Source organism: Nocardia sp. NPDC004123 (assembly GCF_053603795.1).
Window position 1 is genome coordinate 1 of record NZ_JBSGGG010000007.1, and the last position, 14,769, is coordinate 14,769.

13 protein-coding genes and 1 tRNA gene are annotated in these 14,769 nt (G+C 67.2%); 6 read left to right on the forward strand and 8 right to left on the reverse strand.

Features of this window, described 5'->3' with window-relative positions; all coding sequences use genetic code 11:
* The first annotated feature begins 446 nt into the window (after nt 1-446).
* The gene (gabT, locus tag ACWEQQ_RS11460) at nt 447-1,790 is read left to right on the forward strand and encodes a 4-aminobutyrate--2-oxoglutarate transaminase (protein WP_452348137.1); all 1,344 of its coding nucleotides are present in this window, start codon (nt 447-449) and stop codon (nt 1,788-1,790) included.
* A gap of 24 nt (nt 1,791-1,814) precedes the next feature.
* Here the strand turns inward: gabT and ACWEQQ_RS11465 are convergent, their stop codons facing one another.
* Both ACWEQQ_RS11465 and ACWEQQ_RS11470 read right to left on the reverse strand, forming a co-directional pair.
* Nucleotides 1,815-2,792, reverse strand: a complete 978-nt coding sequence (locus ACWEQQ_RS11465; RefSeq protein ID WP_452348138.1) for a zinc-binding dehydrogenase — start codon at nt 2,790-2,792, stop codon at nt 1,815-1,817.
* A gap of 90 nt (nt 2,793-2,882) precedes the next feature.
* Nucleotides 2,883-3,473 (reverse strand): TetR/AcrR family transcriptional regulator, encoded by a 591-nt coding sequence (locus ACWEQQ_RS11470; RefSeq protein WP_452348139.1) that lies wholly within the window; start codon nt 3,471-3,473, stop codon nt 2,883-2,885.
* Nucleotides 3,474-3,705: 232 nt separating this feature from the next.
* Here ACWEQQ_RS11470 and ACWEQQ_RS11475 point away from each other — a divergent pair, with 232 nt between their 5' ends.
* Nucleotides 3,706-5,142: a cytochrome P450 gene (locus ACWEQQ_RS11475; RefSeq protein WP_452348140.1), complete on the forward strand. Its 1,437-nt coding sequence runs from the start codon at nt 3,706-3,708 to the stop codon at nt 5,140-5,142.
* Here ACWEQQ_RS11475 and ACWEQQ_RS11480 read toward each other — a convergent pair whose 3' ends face one another.
* From ACWEQQ_RS11480 to ACWEQQ_RS11495, 4 genes are all read right to left on the reverse strand, one after another.
* Entirely contained in the window at nt 5,143-6,057 is a 915-nt protein-coding gene (locus ACWEQQ_RS11480) for an AraC-like ligand-binding domain-containing protein (RefSeq protein WP_452348141.1), read from the reverse strand.
* Between the two features lie 218 nt (nt 6,058-6,275).
* Entirely contained in the window at nt 6,276-7,211 is a 936-nt protein-coding gene (locus ACWEQQ_RS11485) for a hypothetical protein (protein WP_452348142.1), read from the reverse strand.
* Nucleotides 7,212-7,519: 308 nt separating this feature from the next.
* The gene (locus ACWEQQ_RS11490) at nt 7,520-8,536 is read right to left on the reverse strand and encodes a GAF domain-containing protein (protein WP_452348143.1); all 1,017 of its coding nucleotides are present in this window, start codon (nt 8,534-8,536) and stop codon (nt 7,520-7,522) included.
* Between the two features lie 14 nt (nt 8,537-8,550).
* A complete protein-coding gene (locus ACWEQQ_RS11495; protein ID WP_452348144.1) occupies nt 8,551-9,366 on the reverse strand; it encodes an SDR family NAD(P)-dependent oxidoreductase in 816 nt (271 codons plus the stop codon).
* A gap of 155 nt (nt 9,367-9,521) precedes the next feature.
* Here ACWEQQ_RS11495 and ACWEQQ_RS11500 point away from each other — a divergent pair, with 155 nt between their 5' ends.
* The 3 genes from ACWEQQ_RS11500 (at nt 9,522) to ACWEQQ_RS11510 (ending at nt 13,698) form a co-directional block, all read left to right on the forward strand.
* Nucleotides 9,522-9,986 (forward strand): cupin domain-containing protein, encoded by a 465-nt coding sequence (locus ACWEQQ_RS11500; protein WP_452346312.1) that lies wholly within the window; start codon nt 9,522-9,524, stop codon nt 9,984-9,986.
* 133 nt (nt 9,987-10,119) lie between these two features.
* A complete protein-coding gene (locus ACWEQQ_RS11505) occupies nt 10,120-10,863 on the forward strand; it encodes an SDR family NAD(P)-dependent oxidoreductase (protein WP_452348145.1) in 744 nt (247 codons plus the stop codon).
* A 1,032-nt stretch (nt 10,864-11,895) separates the two neighbouring features.
* The gene (locus ACWEQQ_RS11510) at nt 11,896-13,698 is read left to right on the forward strand and encodes a serine/threonine-protein kinase PknD (RefSeq protein WP_452348316.1); all 1,803 of its coding nucleotides are present in this window, start codon (nt 11,896-11,898) and stop codon (nt 13,696-13,698) included.
* An 83-nt stretch (nt 13,699-13,781) separates the two neighbouring features.
* Here ACWEQQ_RS11510 and ACWEQQ_RS11515 read toward each other — a convergent pair whose 3' ends face one another.
* Entirely contained in the window at nt 13,782-13,976 is a 195-nt protein-coding gene (locus ACWEQQ_RS11515; protein WP_452348146.1) for a hypothetical protein, read from the reverse strand.
* A 281-nt stretch (nt 13,977-14,257) separates the two neighbouring features.
* A tRNA-Asn gene (locus tag ACWEQQ_RS11520) sits at nt 14,258-14,330 on the reverse strand.
* Between the two features lie 176 nt (nt 14,331-14,506).
* Here ACWEQQ_RS11520 and ACWEQQ_RS11525 point away from each other — a divergent pair.
* A complete protein-coding gene (locus tag ACWEQQ_RS11525; RefSeq protein ID WP_354835413.1) occupies nt 14,507-14,752 on the forward strand; it encodes a hypothetical protein in 246 nt (81 codons plus the stop codon).
* The last annotated feature ends 17 nt before the right edge of the window (nt 14,753-14,769 follow it).

Sequence of the window (14,769 nt, forward strand, 5' to 3'; positions counted from 1 at the left end):
GGCCTTTTTTTTTGGGGTTTTCTTAACTTTGTTCCTCGGCCCCGGGGACGCCCCCCCCCCAAACCCTACCGCCGGGGGGGGGGGGGCCGCTCCCCCCCCCCCCCCGCCCCTCGTGTGCCGACAGCCTTGCGCGTGATGAGGGGTCCGCACAATCCTGCCGCCACGACGCCGTCCCCACGGCGCCCTCAGCCGCAGGTGGTCTACGGCCCGAGCTCTTTCTACGTATCTACTAAGTAGATACGTAGAAAGATAGCAGCCCTTGCCCCGCCGATCAATCGGCTTCGGCGAGCAGGACGAGGAGGAGTTCGGCCCGGGTTCGGGCATTGTCGAGGTCGCGGTCCAATTAATTCCTGCCCGGCGTGTTGTCAATTCGGCACGGGTGATCGCGGGTGCCGTGGCGCAGACTGAGGACCGGCGCCACCGACCCTCGACCGGGAGAATTCCGCATGCCCTCGATCGACTACCGCCTGCCCCAGCGTCGCGACCTCGTCACCGCGCTGCCGGGCCCGCGTTCCCGGGCGCTCACCGCGCGCCGGACAGCGGCCGTGGCGGCCGGGGTCGGATCGTCGGTGCCCGTCTACGCGGCCGACGCCGACGGCGGCGTCATTCTCGATGTGGACGGCAATTCGCTGATCGATCTGGGCTCGGGCATCGCGGTCACCACGGTCGGCGCGTCCCATCCGGAGGTGGCGGCCGCGGTCGCCGAGCAGGCCGCGCGGTTCACCCACACCTGCTTCATGGTCACCCCCTACGAGGAGTACATCCGCGTGGCCGAGGTACTGGCCGCGCTCACGCCCGGCGCCTTCGACAAGCGGACGGTGCTGTTCAACTCGGGCGCGGAGGCGGTGGAGAACGCCGTTAAGGTGGCGCGGCTGGCGACCGGCCGGCCGGCGGTGGTCGCGTTCGATCACGCGTATCACGGCCGCACCAACCTGACCATGGCGCTGACCGCGAAATCCATGCCGTACAAGGCGCATTTCGGCCCGTTCGCACCGGACATCCATCGCATGCCCATGTCCTACCCGTACCGCGACCAGCCTGGGCTGACCGGGGAACAGGCTGCGCGCCGGGTCATTTCGCGGATCGAGGTGCAGATCGGGGCCGATTCGCTGGCCGCGATCGTCATCGAGCCGATCCAGGGCGAGGGCGGATTCATCGTGCCCGCCCCGGGATTCCTTCTCACGCTGGCGAACTGGGCCCGTGAGCACGGGGTGGTGTTCATCGCCGACGAGGTGCAGACCGGATTCGCCCGCACCGGAGCATGGTTCGCGAGCGAGCACGAGGGCATCGAGCCGGACATCGTCACCATGGCCAAGGGCATTGCGGGGGGCATGCCGCTGTCGGCCGTCACCGGCCGGGCCGAGCTACTGGACGCGGTGCACCCGGGCGGGCTGGGCGGCACCTACGGCGGCAACCCGGTGGCGTGCGCGGCGGCCCTGGCCGGCATCGAGGTGATGCGGTCGCTGGACCTGCCGGCCCGGGCGCGGGCCATCGAGGCGGTCGCCGCGCCGCGGCTGCGGGAGCTGGCCGCCGCGACCGGCGTGATCGGTGACGTACGCGGCCGGGGCGCGATGCTCGCCATCGAACTGGTCCGGCCGGGTACCGACACCCCCGATCCAGACCTCACCAAAGCCATTGCCGCCGAGGCGCTCTCACGAGGCGTGGTGCTGCTCACCTGCGGCACCTACGGAAACGTCATCCGGCTGCTGCCCCCGCTGGTGATCGGTGACGACCTGCTCGCCGACGGCCTCGGGGTATTGTCCGAGACGGTGCGGGATCTGACCCGCTGAGTTCGCGGCGCGAAGCAGTCCGGACTAGCCGACGGCAACCGTCATCTTGCCGCCGGCGGTCCCGGACTCCATCACCTCGTGCGCCCGCACGATCTCGCCGAAGGTGAAGGTGCGCACCGGTTTCGCGTGGTACACACCAGCTTCGGCCTTGGCGACGAAGTCCGCGAGCGGGACCGCCGAGAGCGGGAATCCGGGCGTACCGAAGACGAAGCTGCCGAAGAAGGACAGCTGGACTCCACTGGGCAGGTCGGCGATCGGGTTGAACTCGGGCACGGGGGCCAGGCCGCCGAGGAATCCGGCCTGGCAGACGCGCCCGCGCGGTCGCACGGTCGCGACCGAATCACGTAGGACGGAGTTTCCGACCAGGTCCAGCAGGGCGTCGACGACGAATCCGGCCGCGCGCACGCGCTCCGACAGATTGCCGTCCTCGGTGAGAACCACTGCGGCACCGATCTTTTCGAGCATCGCCGCATTGGCCTGCGATCGGGTGGTGGCGATGACCGTGGCCCCGAGGTCGGCGGCGATGTTCACCGCCGCCTGTCCCAGTGCCGAGGTCGCGCCGCGCACCAGCACCGTCTCACCGTCCGTGACGGCGAGATTGTCGTGCAGGGTGGTCCACACGGTGGCGTAGACCTCCGGGACGGCGGCGAGATCGGTCCAGGCCAGAGCGGTGTCGACCGCCACGACATTGTCCGCGGGCACGGTGACCAGCTCGGCGTAGGAGCCATTGCGGGTGCGGCCCATGCCACCCATGATCGCCACGACCGAGGTCCCAGGGGCCAGCTTGCCCGAAGGGTCGGCAGCGACGACGCCCGCGGCTTCGATACCGGTCACCTGGGCGACATCGCCCCACTGCCCCGACCGCATGTAGGTTTCCGCATGGTTGAGCCCGAAAGCCTTGACCTCGACCAGGATTTCACCCGCGGCCGGTACCGGATCGGGCAGTTCGGTCACGGTGAGCACCTCGGGCGCACCGTAGTGGGAGATGGTGATCGCCTTCATGACATACCTTCATTCTTGAGTGAGTGTTCAAATATTGGTGGGAAAAGGGGGCCGTCCACAAGGACGGCCCTGCAAAGGTTTTCGCCGCGCCTAACCGGGCGACAGCCCGGCGAAGGCATTGTCGACGATCGCGCGCAACACCGGCTCGTCGGGATTGGCCTTGCCGACCACCATCAGCCCCTGCGATGTGGCCACCAAGCCCTTCGCAACGGTGACGGGATCGACGTTCGATCGAACCTCCTTGCGACGCACGGCATTCCGCAATGCATCCCGCATCCGATCCTCCAGCCGCGCCAGATGCCCGCGCACCACGGCAGCGGCCGCGTCATCGGTGGCGGCGTTCTCGATGGCGGTGTTCACCAGCAGGCAACCCATCCGCCCCTCCGGTGAGAGCAGGTCGGCCACCAGTCCGTCGAAGTAGCCGCGCACCTGCGCCAGGGACGCGTTCGGATCATCGAGTTCGCCCAATTTCTGGGGCACGATCAGGTCCGAGTAGCGCCGCAGCGAGGCCAGGAACAGCGCGTGCTTGCCGCCCGGGAAGGCGCTGTACAGGCTGCCGGGTTTCACGCCGGTCGCCTTGACCAGGTCCTCCACCGAGGTCGCCCGATACCCGCGCTCCCAGAAGCGGCGCATGGCCGCATCCACCACGTCATCGGGTTCGAATTCGCGAGTGCGGGCCATAGGCGCACAGTACTTGAATGGTTGCTCAAGAATCAAGGGCGCAGCCGTGACCGATCCCGCGACCCGGCGGACACGGATACACCACATCGCCTGCGCGAACTCCTACTCCCCAGTAGCATTCGAGCGTAAGCCCCACGGGGCGAACGACTTTCGATCGCACGGGATGGTCCCCATGACAGCACCGGCCACAGGAAGCACAGAACTCCACCCGCCGCGGTGGCAGCCCGCACCCATGCGCTGGCACAACACGCCGGTCACCTGGGGGCAGTCCTGGCGGCTGGCGCTGGGACTGCCCGGGCGGATCCGGGAGCGCACCATCATGCAGTACCTGGCGGCCGAGCTGCCGGGTCAGGACGATGTGCTGATCGCCCGCCTGCCGATGGCGAAGTACGTCGTCGTGCGCAGTCCGGAGCTGGTCCGGCACGTGCTGATCGCCAATCACGAGAACTATGTGCGCGGCGCCGAATTCGACATGCTCGCCGTGGTTTTCGGCCAGGGCCTGGTGACCCAGCGCGACGATCGCCTCTACTACCGCAACAAACGCCTGGTGCAGCCGATCTTCGCGCGCAACGCCATCGACCAGTTCGATGTGCCCATGGTCGAGGCGGCCCAGGAGACGGCCCGGCGGCTGCGGGCGGCCGGGGCACCGGTCGACGTCGGCGTGGAGATGACCCGCCTCATGCTGGATATCGTGGCGCGCACCATGTTCGGCACCGACCTGGACGGGCCCATCTCCAAGATCAAGCTCGAGCGGCTGCTCAAGTTCTTCGGCGTGGGCGTGGTCACCAATGTGAGCCGGACGCTGCGGCCGCTGTCCATGTGGCTGGTGCGCCGCACCGAGAAGCCCGAGAAGCAGGCGGGCTCACGGATTCCGATCCGGGCTCTCCGCGCCGCCTCCTGGATGGTGGCCCCGCACATCATGTTCGAGCTACGCGGCATCGAGAAGGCCGTGGCCGGAATCATTTCCGATCATCGCGAGGGCCGCCTCACCCGCAAGGACAATCTGCTCGGCCTGCTGATGGCGGCCACCGATCCCGAGACCGGGCACAGCTACACCGATCTCGAAATCCGGGACGAGCTCATGACATTCATCGGGGCGGGCATGGAGACCTCGGCCACCGCGCTGACCTGGGTGTGGAAGCTGCTCGCCGACCACCCCGAGGTACGGCAGCGCCTCCACGAGGAGCTCGACACCGTGCTCGGCGGGCGCGCCCCCACCGCCGCCGACGTGGACAAGCTGGTGTGGACCAGGGCCGTCTTCCTGGAGACGATGCGGCTGTACCCGCCGATCATGGCCTTCAGCAAGGTGGCGCTGGGCGAGGACGTGCTGGCGGGCTATCGCATCAAGCGCGGCACCACCATCATGATCAGCATGCACGGGGTGCACGGCAATCCGCGGGTCTGGGATCGAGCGGGCGAGTTCGATCCGACGCGCTATCTGCCGGAGAACATGACCCGGCCGCATCGGGAGGCGTCGCTGGCGTTCGGGGCGGGCAAGCGGATCTGCATCGCGCAGAACTTCGCGACCATGGAGGTGGTGCTGTCGATCGCCACCATCGCTCAGCAGCTGGATCTGCGGATCGCCACCAGCGAGCCCATCCGGCCGCAGCTTTCGTTCATCGGCGCGCCGGACAAGCCGCTGCTCATGCAGGCCGTGACCCGGGACTGATCAGCGGGTGCGGGCGGCGCCTCCGGTCGCCCGGTAGGCGGCCGGGGTCATGCCCAGCTCGATGCGGAAGGCGCGGTAGAACTGCCGTTCGGTGGCGAAGCCGGAGTTGCGGGCGACGGCGGTGACGGGGAGATCCGGTCGGGCGGTGAGCAATCCGCAGGAATACTCGATTCGCATCCGGCGCAGCAGGGTCGCCGGGCCCTCCTCGAATTGTTCGAGGACGCGGTACAGGGTCCGGCGTGACACCCCGCAACCGGCCGCGATGCCGTCGACCGTGAGGCGCGGATCGCGGCAGTGCCGTCGCATGAATTCCATGACCTGCCTTCGGCTCAGCGTCTCCGCCGGCTCTCCCCGGACCGTCCGACCGATGGTCAGGGAGATGGCCGAGGCCAGCAGGTCCACCGCCGAACCGGCCAGGACGGCTGCCTGTTCGGGTGCGGTGTTCTGCAAATCGGTCAGGTCGCGGAGGAAGCCGGTGACCACGCCGGCCGGACTGCGCTGCGCCACGGCGGTCGCGGTCGGGATCTCGCGCGGGGTGATCGCGGCCCGCTGCCGCAACCGGCTCAGCGGCACCTGTACCGCCGCCATCTCCCAATCCCCCTCGAACTCCCAGTGATACGGCCGCGTGCTGTCGTAGAAGACCATCTCTCCCGGCCCGACCTCGGCGACCCGGCCGTCCTGATGCAGCCAGCCGCGGCCGGTGAGCTGAATGCTGGTGTGCAGGAACTCGTCATCGGTGCGGGCGATCAGGGTCCGGGTGCGGTCCACCCGCTGCCGGGTGGCCCCCAGTTGCGACAACTCCACATCGCCGTAGGTTCCGTGCACGATCCACCCCGTGAACCGCTCCGAAGTTCGCGGCGAAACCGCAAGCGGCACATAGGCTTCGCTGAGCCCCGCCTCCCACTGCTCGAACACCCGGCCCGAGTATTCCCCGTCCCCTCCCCGGACCTCGATCCGCCGAACCCCCGACAACCCGACCACTCCGAACTCACCCGACACCACGATCAGTACCCACCCAGTCTTTCACGTCCCACATAGGCAGGTATGAAGCGAGCCAACGCCTTCGACCGCATCGGCACCTGTACGCGGCGCCGGCTGTCACCGACCCGATCGAACGCGATCGGATCGAGCTGTCACGCGGCAGTGGTCTTCTCGGCCGCGGCGATCCGGCTGGCGGATCGAGCCAGTGCGGCCCAGTGCCGGGCCTGCTGGGAGGCCAGTTCGGCGACCAGGGCGGCGCAGTACGGCGGGAGATCATCGGCCAGGTCCGCCCAGGCCACGGGATCCGCGGGCAGCTCGTCGAACAGGCGTAGTAGTTGCCTGCCGGATTCGGTGCGGGTCAGCGCCGGGTCCGAGCGCAGATTCCACAGTGCGCGAGCGGGATACGACAGGTCTTTCGCGGCAGCCCCGGGACCGGCCTGGGGACGCTCGTCGCGGATTCGCTCGGGGTGACACCGGCGCGGCGGTGGCGCGGGAGCCGCGAGTGCGCGCCGGGTGAAGTGGCGGCCGGGGCGCGCCGCCGACCGCTTCCGGACCGCGGCGATGGTCCGTTCCGGCAAGCCGATCACCTCGGCCAGCTTGCGGTCGGACCAGTCGGGGTAGAACGAGAGCGCCTGTTCGGCCGCGGCTTTGCGGTCGGCCGCGGACAGGGGCAGGCCGTGCCTGCTGTTCAGGCGGACCGCGAGCAGCAGGGCCTGCCCGTCGTCACCGTCGAAGTAGACCGCGTCGATCCACTGGGACCCGCTGCAGATTGCCGCGCGCACGCGATGGGCGCCGTCGATGACCGTCATGCGCGATCGGTGCACGACGATCGGCGGCAGGGCCGCGGCGACCTCCGACAGCGCCGTGACATGCCGGGAGTTCTCGCCGGATTGCCGGATCGTGGTGTCGATGTGCAAGCGGTCCAGCGGAATTCGTACGATCTCCGTGGGATTGGGCTCCAGCAGTGGAAAATTCACGTCCAGGCGTGGCCGCGCGTAGTTCTCCCCCACTCGGACCGCCCGGGTGACGATCCACTGCCAGATGCGGCCGCGCGGGTGCACCCACCACGCGTATGTCGGTCCGAGCACTGCGTCGCCTCCCAACGCCGAGCAGCCCCGATTCCCGGAGCACTCCACGAGCGTTCCCGGGCAGGGCTTTCCTACGACGCGACAAGCGGCATCACAGGGATCACCGGCAAGATTCCCGCTCACGCGGGTGCGTGTACGCGGCAGTGTATCGAGGCTCACACAGTGTGATCAATTGAGCAAATCGTGTGCCTGCCTGCGTATTTACTGGCGAAACACGCTGACCTGGAGCAGCAGCCCGGGACTGATTCGGACGGTGTTAGATACACAACAAACATTGCCACTGGTCTGTTTGCTGGCGGTCGGGCGACCTAGTCCACGTCCGGCATATCCGGATCCCGGACGGTGACCAGCGCGGCCGTCGTGTGCTGGTCCAGCGCCATGAGCACGGCCCGGGCACGCACCGATTTCCAGCCCCCGTCGAGCGTCCGGAGCCGCAGCCGCCCGGCGGTGCGGGAGTGAGCGAGGTTGCGGCTCATGGTCTTCGCCGTCTCGATATCGTCCGGGTGGATGGCCGGCTCCGGTTCGCCCGCCAGCGACTGCCAGGCGATGCCCGGCATGGGCGGACCCATCCAGCGCAGCAGCCGCAGGGTGCGCAGGTCGACAATGGCCCGGAAATCACCCTCCGCGGCGGCCGCGTCGAGCACCCGGTGTTCGAGGATCACCGGCGGCGGTGCCGCGCTGACGTCGGTGGCATCACCGATGTCATGGGTGACCCCGCGCATGAACACCTCGGAATTCCCGGCGGCGTCGGTCTCTTCGATGATGCGGCACGAGAAGTGCGCCGCCCGCAGAGCGCCGTCGTCGCGGCGGACCGTCCACACCGCCTGATGCTCGGTGCCCGGCGCCGACCGGACCACCTTGGCCAGGGCGTCGGACTCGTCGCTATTGGTGATGACGCGGGCGAACACGCCGGCGATGGCGTGCTCGCGCGCCCGATTCTCGGGCGCGACACCGTAGAGGTCCAGCAGATCGTCCGAGCGCGTGGACTTCGAGGTGGACAGGTTGAAGTACCACGCCCCCACCGGATCTCGCGGCGGCACCGTCTCCTCCATCGGCCCCGACCACACCAGCACGGCGTGCATGCGCTCCGGGGTGATCAGCAGCGGCGCGGTGAGAGTCCGACGGCGGCCGCCGTCGCTCATGACCTCCACCGGCGCGAGCGCCTCCGCGGTCGCCGCCACCGCCCCGCGGATGGTCGCCAGCGTCTCACGCTGCCGGAAGATCTGCGTCAGCGGCACGAACTTCCTTGGCGCACTGCCCAGTCCGATGACGGTCGGCTCCCCGCCGCCGAACGTCTCTATCAACAGCCATCGTGTACCGGCCATCGTGTCTTCCCCTTTTATCCCCTGATCACGAGCCGAATCAGCTTCTCGTACTGCCCGCCTGCCACCCTGGCGGCGACTTCGGCAAGGATCGCGTCGGGTCCTATCAGTACACGACTCTTCCCCCGCGCGACACCACGCAGAATCACCTGCGCCGCAACGTCGGGATCGGTGCGGGCCACATACCGGTCGAACCGCTGCGCCGCCCGCTCCGCGTCCACCCCCGCCGCCGCCAACGCCGACCAGGCGATCCCGGTCTTCACCCCACCCGGAAACACGCAGCTGACAGCAACATTCGGCTGTCCACGCAACTCCGACCGGAGCGACTCGGTGAAGCCGCGAATCGCGAATTTGGCCGCCGTGTAGGGCGCGGACCCGCCGAGCCCGATCAACCCGTACGCCGAGGAGAGATTCGCGATCCGCCCCGCGGGCGACTTCACCACATACGGCAGGAAGGCTTTCGTACTCACCACGGTCGCACCGAAATTCGCCCGCATCACCGCCTCGAAGTCGCCCGGCTCGGACTCGGCCACCCCACCATAGAAAAGCTTCCCCGCATTGTTGATCAACACATCCACTCCTCCGAGCCGCCCGACCACCTCGGCCGCAACCTCCCCCATCCGCTCCGGATCCGCGACATCGGCCACCATCCCCACCACCTCCCCATCCCCACCCCTGACCATCCCCGCCGTCTCCCCCAGCGCCCCTTCATTCGTGTCCAACAGCACCACCGACGCCCCCTCCCGCCCCAGCCGCACCGCCAGCTCCCGCCCGATCCCGGCCCCCGCCCCGGTAACCACAGCAACCCGACCCGCATAGAAACTACGATCCATACCCGTGAGTCTGCACAGACCACTGGCATCCCGCGAGACATGTTCCGCGCCAACCCATCCGATCTCCACGCCGGTCCATCGACATGTCGTAACGTCGGGACAAGATCGCAGCAGAGACGTCAACGCTGCCCTGCGGCAACCGCTCGAGTCGAAAGATGGTGCTGAACATGGCAATACCCGGCGACGTGCTCACTATCCCCGGAACCGATTTCACGTTGCGGTTCATTACCACCGGGGAGGAAACGGGCGGTCAGCTGCTCGTGACCGAGTGGTCCACGCCGATCTGGAGCGGTCCACCGGCACACTGGCACAAGTCGATGACCGAGTCCTTTCACGTGCTGGCCGGAGTCATGACCTTCACCCTCAACGGCGTCACCCGATCCCTGAGAGCCGGCGACAGCGTCACCATCAACCCGGGCGAGCACCACGACTTCAGCAACGACGGACCCGGCATCCTGCGCTGGCGCCAGGAGAACCGGCCCGCGCTCCAGCATGAGGAACTGTTCGAGCTGTTCCACGCCATCATGTTGCGCGAGGGCATATCCGGTGCGCCGCAGATGGGAGAAGCCGTTCGCTTGTTCCGGTATCTGGACGGAGGAATCAGTAGAAGTCAGAGCTGACTGCCCCAGCGCCCTCGTCCCCCACTGTCACGAGCTCTCCGGCAAATACCTCCGCGCCTTGCCGGACTCCGATGGCTCGCGCCACATGAAGTAGTTTCAGCCCGAATACGATTCATCAATCAGGGGAGGAACGATGACGCGACGCGCGATCGTCACCGGCGGTGGTACCGGAATCGGGAAGGCAGTGGCACGACGCCTGGCCAGCGACGGTGTGTCGGTGACCATCATCGGACGCCGGCCAACCGTGCTGGAAGCCACCGCCAAGGAGATCAACACCGGCATCGGGGCCGACCGCGTCACCACCGCGACCGCCGACCTCACCGCACCCGATCAGGTCAAGTCCCTTGCCGGACAGATCGCGGCAGACGGGCTTGTCGACATTCTGGTCAACAACGCGGGCGGTAACCCCGCGCACACACCCGGCGACCTGGACGGCCTCGCGGCCGCCTACACCAACGCTTTCCAGCTGAACGTGCTCACCGCGGTACTGCTGACCGAAGCGCTGATCCCACACTTGACCCGCCCCGGCGGCCGAATCGTGTCGGTGAGCTCGATCGCCGCACTACGCGGAGCAGGCCCCTACGGGGCCGCGAAAGCCGCCCTCCACGGCTGGGCATTGGGCCTCGCACAACAGCTCGCCCCACAAGGCATCACCGTCAACACTGTCGCCCCCGGCTTCGTCCCCGCCACCGAATTCTGGACCGACCGGCTCACACCGGAACTCGAAGCCGACCGAATCTCCCAAATCCCCCTCGGCCGCGCCGGCACACCCGACGAAATCGCCGCAGGCATCGCCCACCTCACCTCCCCCGAGGCCGGCTGGACCACCGGCCAGATCCTCCAGATCAACGGCGGAGCACTCCTCGGCCGCGGCTGAAAGGCGCTGCCACACCCCCCGATCGCGGCTGGGGATCGTCAGCGGGCGGCGGGGCTACGCCGAGTTATAGCGGGAGCGCGAGACCACGGTGGCTCGGCGCGGCCTTCGCCAGATCAAGTCGAAGCGGTCGCAGACCTGTGCCTATCTGCATCAGGAATGGTCCCCACCTCCGTACTTCTAATAAGTACGCTTCTATAGCTGATCGCCGCGGCGAGATTGCCCGCGATGCAACCGGTGAACTGCACGGCATTTCGGAAGTGGTTGCAGACCAACCTACTTGCGGGCCGCTAGGCTCATCGAATAAACAAAAACCCTCGATCGGAAGACAATCGAGGGTTTTCAAGCTCTCCCATCTGGATGCGAACCCGAAACTTACCGAGTTACTAAGCCGTTCGCTACCAAATACAACCAGGAGTGCGCGAAGCTACGCCAAATCCGCTATCTCCCTTGGGCATAGAATCAAAGGTTCGCAACTGCACACGGCTGAAGGCGATCACGCGCAACGACCACGCGGCGGGAATTCCTGGACAGTTCCAGGACATGCAAGCCCGATCCTGCGGCGGCCACTTCCCACGACTAGGTTGTACCGCCCCGTCCGTCCCATCCAGGTCAGGGGCGGTATCCCGTCAGCCCGTACCGCTCCGTCCAGTTCGCGCCTGCCTCAGCAAGCTCTTGGCAAGATGGCGGAGACAGGAAACCACACTCTTTATTCGAGATGGACCGGCCTCCGAGTGGTGCTGGACTGCCGGATTCTTCACGAAGTTGGCCGTATGGCTCAGGGGTACGCTGAATTTGCGACAGGTTTGTTCGCGGATTTCTGGGCACGATCCGCGTACTCGCACCGGTGGCGGGGCAGTGCCTGGCCGCGTACTTGCCAGCATGAGCATCGCTGGGAAATTCGCGCGCCGACGATAGCGCCGACTCTCGACTGTCTGGCCTGGCTAAATCAACTAGTGTGGGCCCGCTCGCGGGCGGGGATTGGAATGCAAGCAAGTACACCGTTTGCCAGTCGGGTGGTTACGGGACGGCGCAATGGATGACAAGTCAGTGCGTGGCGTGGACGCCACTTGGGGGCCAGCGCAGACGTTCGGACGCTATCGGCTGCTGTCGCTGCTGGGTCAGGGCGGCATGGGCCAGGTGTGGCGGGCGCATGATTCGCTGACCAACCGGGTGGTGGCGGTCAAGGTGTTGCCCGAGCGCTTCGCCGATGACGAGCGGCTGCGCGAGCGCTTCCGCCGGGAGTGCCGGGCGGTGGCACAGTTGACCGAGCCGCATGTGATCCCCATCCACGACTTCGGCGACATCGACGGTCGGCTCTATCTGAATATGCGGTTGATCGAGGGCACCGATCTGCGCAAGATGATCACGCGAGAAGGGGCCTTGTCGCCGCAGCGGGCAGTGGCGATCATCACACAGGTGGCCGGCGCGCTGCAGGCGGCCCACGACGCCGGGCTGGTCCACCGCGATGTCAAACCCACCAACATCCTGCTAGCGGCCGATGAGTTCGCCTACCTGATCGACTTCGGGATCGCTCACGCCGCCGACGACCGTACGCTGACCGCGATCGGCGAGGCCGTTGGCACCGTCGCCTACATGGCGCCGGAGGAGATCGGCGCGGAGGTCAAGGCCGATGCCCGAGTGGACGTGTACGCGTTGACGTGCGTGCTGCATGAATGCCTGACCGGCCGGCCGCCGTTTGCGAGCTCATTGGGCATGGAGGGTGTGATCGCCCATCATCTGCACACCCCACCCCCGCGTCCCAGCACCACTACACCCGATGTACCGACTGCGTTCGATGCGGTCATCGCCAAGGGAATGGCCAAAAACCCCGACGATCGTTACCAGACCATGCGCGAGCTGGCCGCAGCGGCCCGCGCCGCGGTGGGCGATTCCGCGGTCAGCACCACCGAGGGCGTGGCTGCGCGCCATGGGCGGCGAATCAGATTGTCGCCCAAGACCGCCGGGCTGCTCGCGGCCGCGGTCGCGGTTACGGTGGTGGCCGCCGTGGCTGTCGTCATCAGTGTCGAACGAGGATCAGGCGGCGGTGGCAACTCGCCCACACCCATCGCCCCGGCCTACTCGTCACAGACTCCACTGCCGTTCACCGGCGTCAGCCTGCCCACCGACGTGGCGGTCGACGCGGCGGGCACCGTATACGTGACTGACATGGGTAACGATCGGGTGGTGAAATTGGCGGCGGATGCGTCGACGCCGAGCCCGTTGCCGTTCACCGGCCTGAAGAATCCCCAGGGTGTGGCGGTCGACCCGGCGGGCAACATATACGTCACCGACACGAGTAACAATCGGGTGGTGCGGTTGGCGACGGGCTCGGCGGCACCGACCACGTTGCCGTTCACCGGGCTCAAAGATCCCCGGGGCGTGGCAGTCGATACGGCGGGAGACGTGTACGTCGCCGACCGGGCTAACGATCGGGTGGTGCGGTTGGCAGCGGGCGCGCCGGCACCGACGACGCTGCCGTTCACGGGGCTCCAAGATCCCCAGGGCGTGGCGGTCGACACGGCGGGCAACGTATACGTCACCGAATTGGGTACCGAGCGGGTGTTGAGGTTGGCGGCGGGCGCGTCGGCACCGACCACGTTGCCGTTCACCGGGCTCAAAGATCCGCGGGGCGTGGCAGTCGACACGACGGGAGACGTATACGTCGTCGACTGGGGTAACGAATCGGTGGCGAGGTTGGCGGCGGGCGCGACGACGCCGACCACGTTGCCGTTCACCGGGCTCAAAGATCCCCAGGGTTTGGCGGTCGACAAGGCGGACAACGTATACGTCACCGACCGGGGCCCCAATGCGGTGGTGAAACTCCCGGTCGGCTGAAACCCCTTCCGCGGCAGATACGCCGTCATGTTCCCCCTCGTCGGACGAAGGCCGCGTCCAGCCACCGCCGTCTCGCGCTCCCGCTACATCTCGGCGTAGACAGTGTTCAGATCGACCATCATCGGGGCGTCCGCATCCCAGGACCGCTGCTCGGGGGCGATACCGGCGGTCTGGAGGTTCTCCTCGAATCCCGCCCGGCTGTAGCAGGTCAAAATCGTTTCGCTGGTGTCGTATCCCTTGGCCGACAACAATTCTCGTACATGGCGCAGTCGGTCCACATGCCCGATGGTGCGGCCCCACTTGACCTCACCCAGTCCCGGCAGGTCCCTCGAAATGCGGGCCCACCACCTGTGAGAGGAAGGCGGCGCGCGAATTGCGCCATGCCGCTTCGGGATTCCTACGCCTCAATCGGGTCCACTCCCTGCGCATGATCGCGCAGCTGGTCGTCCGTGAAGCGGACCCGTTCAATCAGCCAAGGCGTCCAACAACCTATTTGCGGGCCGCTGAGCTCATCGAACAAACAAAAAACCCTCGATCGGAAACCGATCGAGGGTTTGAGCTCCCCCATCTGGACTCGAACCAGAAACCTGCCGATTAACAGTCGGCTGCTCTGCCAATTGAGCTATAGGGGATTGTTTCCCTGGCTGACCCTCTCGGACCGGCCGGGGAAAACTTTAGCGTATCGGTTGTACAGTTCCCAAATCGCGGCTCTACCTGCGGGGATGTAGGTGGGGTGCCGGATCGACAGGTGGGGGTGGGGTCGGGCAGGATGTGGGGGCAGGCTGGTCTATGGGAGGAGCTTCTCGGGATGCTGCGGTTGATCATCGGTGTTGCGGCCGGGTATGTGCTGGGCGCTAAGGCCGGGCGGGCTCGGTATGAGCAGATCAGTAAGACGACCCGCGCGATCAGCGAGAGCCCTGTCACACGGAAGGTCGTGATGATGGGGCGGCAGAAGCTCGCGGACAAGCTGAGCACCCAGCCGAAGCTGGAACCGATGGTGCCGCTGGACGAGCGGACCACCATCCTCGTGCCGCAGGATCAACTGCGGCGCTGAGGGATTGGGGCGTTGCC

Bases quoted from the DNA above. Each gene is read 5' to 3' on its own strand.
- gabT (WP_452348137.1), top strand. From the start codon at position 447: ATGCCCTCGATCGACTACCGCCTGCCCCAGCGTCGCGACCTCGTCACC.
- ACWEQQ_RS11465 (WP_452348138.1), bottom strand. From the start codon at position 2,792: ATGAAGGCGATCACCATCTCCCACTACGGTGCGCCCGAGGTGCTCACC.
- ACWEQQ_RS11470 (WP_452348139.1), bottom strand. From the start codon at position 3,473: ATGGCCCGCACTCGCGAATTCGAACCCGATGACGTGGTGGATGCGGCC.
- ACWEQQ_RS11475 (WP_452348140.1), top strand. From the start codon at position 3,706: ATGCGCTGGCACAACACGCCGGTCACCTGGGGGCAGTCCTGGCGGCTG.
- ACWEQQ_RS11490 (WP_452348143.1), bottom strand. From the start codon at position 8,536: ATGGCCGGTACACGATGGCTGTTGATAGAGACGTTCGGCGGCGGGGAG.
- ACWEQQ_RS11495 (WP_452348144.1), bottom strand. From the start codon at position 9,366: ATGGATCGTAGTTTCTATGCGGGTCGGGTTGCTGTGGTTACCGGGGCG.
- ACWEQQ_RS11500 (WP_452346312.1), top strand. From the start codon at position 9,522: ATGGTGCTGAACATGGCAATACCCGGCGACGTGCTCACTATCCCCGGA.
- ACWEQQ_RS11505 (WP_452348145.1), top strand. From the start codon at position 10,120: ATGACGCGACGCGCGATCGTCACCGGCGGTGGTACCGGAATCGGGAAG.
- ACWEQQ_RS11510 (WP_452348316.1), top strand. From the start codon at position 11,896: ATGGATGACAAGTCAGTGCGTGGCGTGGACGCCACTTGGGGGCCAGCG.
- ACWEQQ_RS11525 (WP_354835413.1), top strand. From the start codon at position 14,507: ATGCTGCGGTTGATCATCGGTGTTGCGGCCGGGTATGTGCTGGGCGCT.